The organism is Protofrankia sp. Cr1 (assembly GCF_963555865.1).
Classification (GTDB): Bacteria; Actinomycetota; Actinomycetes; order Frankiales; family Frankiaceae; genus Protofrankia.
Map to the genome: position 1 here is coordinate 5,502 of NZ_CAUVXO010000109.1, position 4,770 is coordinate 10,271.

The window sequence follows — 4,770 nt, forward strand, 5'->3', positions numbered from 1 at the left end:
CCGGTTGGCGTGGGGGAGCCGGCAGCGTCGATCGTGATCACGTCCGCGACCGCAACCCCGTTGCGGTCGTGGCGGCGGCTCACCCGCTTGCGCCATCCTTTGGTGCTCTTGCCCACTGACATCTTGGCAACGCCCGTCCCGTCCACCTCGACGAGTTTGTAGACGAACCCGGCGGTGGGTGCCCCCGAACCGGTGACGAGCTTCGTGCCGATGCCGTAGCCGTCGACCGGAGCGTGCGCGAGCCGGGCGATGACATGCTCGTCCAGATCGCCGGTCGCGATAATACGGGTACTCTGCGCGCCGAACGAGTCCAACTGCGCCCGGGCGGCCCGGGCCGTGAGGCCGAGGTCACCGCTGTCGAGACGGATCGCGCCGAGCCCCGGGCCTGCCACCTCGAGCGCGGTCGCGATCGCTGCGGGAACGTCATAGGTGTCCACGAGCAGCGTCGTGTCGACGCCGAGTGCGGCGACCTGGGCTGCGAACGCCAGGCGTTCGGACGGATGGACGAGGGTGAACGCGTGCGCCGCCGTTCCCGTGGTCGGGATGTCCCACCGCCGGCCCGCTTCCAGGTTGGATGTGGAGGTGAACCCGACCAGGTAGGCGGCTCGGGCGGCGGCGACGGCAGCCTGCTCGTGGGCACGGCGTGAGCCCATGTCGACGCATGGCCGGCCTGCCGCCGCGGCGACCATCCGCGCACCCGCGCCGGCGATCGCACTGTCGTGGTTGAGCACGGACAGCACCAGGGTCTCCAGCAGGATGCACTCGGCGAAGCTGCCTTCCACGACCAACACCGGGGTGTTCGGCATGAACGGCTCGCCTTCGGCGAGGCCCTGGATATCCCCGCCGAAGCGGTACCCGGCCAGGTAGTCCGCGGTGGAATCGTCCACGATCCCACCGTCGCGCAGGAAGGTGAGTTCCTCGGGTCCGAAGCGGAACGACTCAAGCGCCGCCAGCAGGCGTCCGGTACCGGCGACCACACCGAACCGGCGGCCGGGCGGTAGGGCTCGGGTGAACACCTCGAAGACCACCCGGCGCGATGCCGCTCCGGACCATAACGCGGCCTGCAGCATCGTCAGCTCGTAGTGATCGGTCAGCAGGGCCGTCGATGCCAGCGCGGAAGAGCGCATGGACGGCGATGTAGGCGTGGTCATCCCGACCAGGGTAGAGCGCCCCCATTGCCGGGCGCTCTTACGGACCTTGGCCGATCGGTGTTCGCATTCCGGGTCGAACAGGTACAAATCGGGATTTCTGACATCGGGCGGCGGGCGGCCAGGTGTGCGGCGGTCGGGGGGAAGGCGGATCGTCGACGCGTCACAATAGAGGTCGTGCCACTTGCCACTGTCGTGCCCGAAGACATCTCGGAGGTTGACGAGACCACCGAGGACGACCGACCCTGGGTCACGATCGTCTGGAACGATCCGGTGAACCTGATGTCGTATGTGACATATGTCTTTCAGAAGCTGTTCGGTTTCAGTCGGGACAAGGCCAAGGCCCTCATGCTCGACGTGCACCACAAGGGTCGGGCCACCGTGTCCGTCGGCACCCGGGAGGAGATGGAGCGCGACGCCACCCGTCTGCACGCATACGGCCTGTGGGCCACGATCGCGCAGGACTAGAAGGACTATTCTGCGCCGGCAGCGGGTTTCGATCGATCAATTGTGATCTTGGGCGGGAGAGCGTGTCCAACGGCTTCAGTCGTACTAGAGACGGGATCCAGGTAGCCCTCGGTCCGCTGGAGGCGACGCTCCTGATCGAGCTGATCGGCCAGATCGACGCGCTGCTGGAGCCGCCACCGGTGGACGACCCGCTGGAGGCGATCGTCGGGCTGCGTGCCGTGGCGCCGCCGCCGCCGGATGACCCGGCCGTGGCGCGGCTCCTGCCGGACGCCTATCCCGACGATCCCGATGCCGGCGCCGACTACCGTAGGCGAACGTCGGACGACCTGCGCGCGGGCAAGCGCGCGGCCGCGCGCAGGGTGCTGGCCACTGTTCCCGCGACCGGCGGGCGGACCGTGCTCGATGACGACCAGGTCCAGGACTGGCTGGTCACCCTCAATGATCTGCGACTGGTGTTCGGTACCCGGCTCAACCTGTCCGACGATGCTCCGCCGAGGCTCTCTACGCGATCGAGGGTGACGATCCTCGCAGACCTGTGGTCGAGTTGTACCTCTTCCTCGGTGACATGCAGGACCAGCTCGTGCACGTATTGCTGTGACGCCGGCGGGTCTTGCGCACCATGTCAGCCTGATGGCATCCCGTCGCCGATGCCACTCGTCATACGGTGGGTCCGTGCTGCGTATCGAACGAGCGGTCTATGAGGCCATCGTGGCCCATGCCCGACGAGACCATCCCGACGAGGCCTGCGGGATCGTCGCGGGACCAGCCGGCTCGGACCGTCCGGAGCGCTTCGTGGCCATGGAGAATGCGGAGCGGTCACCCACGTTCTACCGGTTCGACTCCGCGGAGCAGCTCACGGTCTGGCGTGAGATGGACGACCGGGACGAGGAGCCGGTAGTGATCTATCACTCACATACCGCCACCGAGGCGTACCCCTCCCGGACGGATATCTCGCTGGCTTCGCAACCGGGTGCCCATTACGTCCTCGCGTCCACCCGCGACTCCGAGCGGACCGAGTTCCGGTCGTTCCGCATCGTCGACGAAGTCGTCACCGAGGAGCCCGTGGAAATCCTCTGAGGCGTTCACGACGTTGTGCTGGGTGGCTGACTGTGTCCCCCCCGCGTCGATTCTCCGGGCGACCGCCGAACCGGCATGGTCAGCGATCGCAGTGGGATGGGACACGTCGTCCCGGCAGAGGTGATGATAAGGCGTTTGGTCGCGTCCGGCGGTGACGAGCGAGACAGTGCAACACCGTGCAACACCGTGCAACACCGTGCAACACCGAGAGGAGCACCATGGCAGTCCAGGTCCGCGTTCCGACGATCCTGCGCAGCTACACGGGTGGGTCCAAGGTCGTCGAGGGCGTCGGTGACACCCTCGACGCGCTGTTCATCGACATCGACAGCCGTTTTCCGGGTCTGCGGGGCCGGCTCGTCTCCGGGGACGGCGGCGGTGAGCTCCATCGCTTCGTGAACATCTATGTCAACGATGAGGACGTCCGCTTCCTCGGTGGTCTTGATGCAAAGATCGCTGATGGTGACAATATAACCATATTGCCCGCCGTCGCCGGTGGCTCCGCCACGATACCGGCGACTTTGGGCGAGATCACCATATTGCCCGCCGTCGCCGGTGGCTCCGCCACGATACCGGCGGCCGCAGTCCCCCGAGCACTAGCAGGCAGGTAGGTCAGAAGAGCTGATGCGTTTCGACTCTCTGGTGGACTCGGTAGGCCACACCCCCCTGGTGGGCCTGCCGAGGCTCTCACCGTCACCGGATGTCCGGCTGTGGGCCAAGCTGGAACAGGACAACCCGACCGGTTCCATCAAGGATCGCGCGGCCTTGTGGATGATCGCTGATGGCGAGAAGCGCGGCATTCTCACCGCCGGCGCGACCGTCCTTGAACCGACCTCAGGTAACACAGGTATCTCGCTGGCGATGGTCTGCCGCCAGCGGGGATACCGGCTGATCTGTGTGATGCCCGAGAACACCTCGGTTGAGCGGCGTCAGCTGCTCGCCATGTGGGGTGCCGAGATCGTCTACTCGCCTGCGGCCGGCGGCTCGAATGAGGCGGTGGCCGTGGCCAAGCGGCTGGCCGCCGAACATCCTGACTGGGTGATGCTCTACCAGTACGGCAACCCGGCAAACGCGCAGGCGCATTATGAGACGACCGGGCCGGAACTCCTCGAGGATCTCCCGTCCATCACCCACTTTGTCGCGGGCCTCGGCACCACCGGGACGCTGATGGGCACCGGACGCTTCCTCCGCGAACGGGTACCGGATATTCGAGTCATCGCCGCGGAGCCCAGATATGGGGAGATCGTCTACGGGCTTCGCAATATTGACGAAGGATTCATTCCCGAGCTTTACGACGGGAGTGTGCTCACCACCCGTATCTCCGTGGGTCCGAAGGAGTCACTGCGTCGGACGCGGGAGCTGGTTGAGACAGAAGGGATCTTCGCCGGGATCTCGACCGGATGCATCCTGCATGCGGCATTGATCGAGGCCGAGAAGTGCGTGCGGGCCGGTCAGCGTGCCGACATTGCCCTCATCGTCTGTGACGGCGGCTGGAAGTACCTGTCCACCGGTGCCTACGCGGGCACGCTGGAGGAAGCTGAGGCGGCGTTGGAGGGTCAGCTCTGGGCCTGATCGGAAGCCGTGGGGGTCTGCCTGGCCATCGACCCGGTGTGGTAATGGTCACGATTTTCTGTCCCGTGCCCGGGAAGTGGTTGGGATGCCTACGTGGGCCGGGGTGTCCAAAATTCGACACGGGTATCGTGACCACTGCCACAGGGTGAGAACCCGATTTCGGGCTTAGTCTGATCGCTCATGAGCGGCGCGCCCATCGGGGTATTCGACAGCGCAGGCGACGGCCACACCGTCATGCAGGCGATCCTCGATCAGCTCCTATCCGACTCCACCGGTCGTCCCGTCGGTGCCACGAGGCGTGGTCCCGGCCGACCGCGACCGCTGGCCGGGCCGCAGTGGTCGGCCGGTGGCTCCGTGGTCGAAACCAGGCGGTACGCCGGTGAGGAACCGTGCGACATCCGGCCGACCGAGGCGGTCTTTCTCGCGGCTGTGGCGGCCACCGGCGGCGCTCGTGCGCACGCCTCTTCGACCCGGGCAGCTGCCCGGCGCGTGGCCGTGACCCGCCGTG

6 protein-coding genes and 1 pseudogene are annotated in these 4,770 nt (G+C 66.6%); 6 read left to right on the plus strand and 1 reads right to left on the minus strand.

What is annotated here, in order from left to right:
- A partial coding sequence (locus U9980_RS11385) for a nicotinate phosphoribosyltransferase (RefSeq protein WP_322767888.1) occupies positions 1-1,151 on the minus strand: 1,151 nt, incomplete at its 3' end.
- A gap of 174 nt (positions 1,152-1,325) precedes the next feature.
- Here U9980_RS11385 and clpS point away from each other — a divergent pair.
- From clpS to U9980_RS11415, 6 genes and pseudogenes are all read left to right on the plus strand, one after another.
- Positions 1,326-1,616 carry an ATP-dependent Clp protease adapter ClpS gene (gene clpS / locus U9980_RS11390; protein ID WP_322767889.1) on the plus strand — a complete coding sequence of 97 codons (291 nt, stop codon included), beginning with the start codon at positions 1,326-1,328 and terminating at the stop codon, positions 1,614-1,616.
- Between the two features lie 62 nt (positions 1,617-1,678).
- Positions 1,679-2,317: a DUF2017 family protein gene (locus U9980_RS11395; RefSeq protein ID WP_322767890.1), complete on the plus strand. Its 639-nt coding sequence runs from the start codon at positions 1,679-1,681 to the stop codon at positions 2,315-2,317.
- Complete coding sequence (locus U9980_RS11400; RefSeq protein ID WP_322750940.1) at positions 2,289-2,693, plus strand: M67 family metallopeptidase; 405 nt, start codon at positions 2,289-2,291, stop codon at positions 2,691-2,693. Before U9980_RS11395 ends, U9980_RS11400 begins: the two co-directional genes overlap by 29 nt.
- Before the next feature lie 218 nt (positions 2,694-2,911).
- Complete coding sequence (locus U9980_RS11405; RefSeq protein ID WP_322767891.1) at positions 2,912-3,301, plus strand: MoaD/ThiS family protein; 390 nt, start codon at positions 2,912-2,914, stop codon at positions 3,299-3,301.
- Positions 3,302-3,314: 13 nt separating this feature from the next.
- Complete coding sequence (locus U9980_RS11410) at positions 3,315-4,262, plus strand: cysteine synthase (protein ID WP_322767892.1); 948 nt, start codon at positions 3,315-3,317, stop codon at positions 4,260-4,262.
- Between the two features lie 180 nt (positions 4,263-4,442).
- Positions 4,443-4,770, plus strand: a pseudogene (locus tag U9980_RS11415) (hypothetical protein); the annotation flags it as partial.

Coding starts and splice junctions, on each gene's coding strand:
- U9980_RS11405 (WP_322767891.1), top strand. CDS start 2,912: ATGGCAGTCCAGGTCCGCGTTCCGACGATCCTGCGCAGCTACACGGGT.
- U9980_RS11410 (WP_322767892.1), top strand. CDS start 3,315: ATGCGTTTCGACTCTCTGGTGGACTCGGTAGGCCACACCCCCCTGGTG.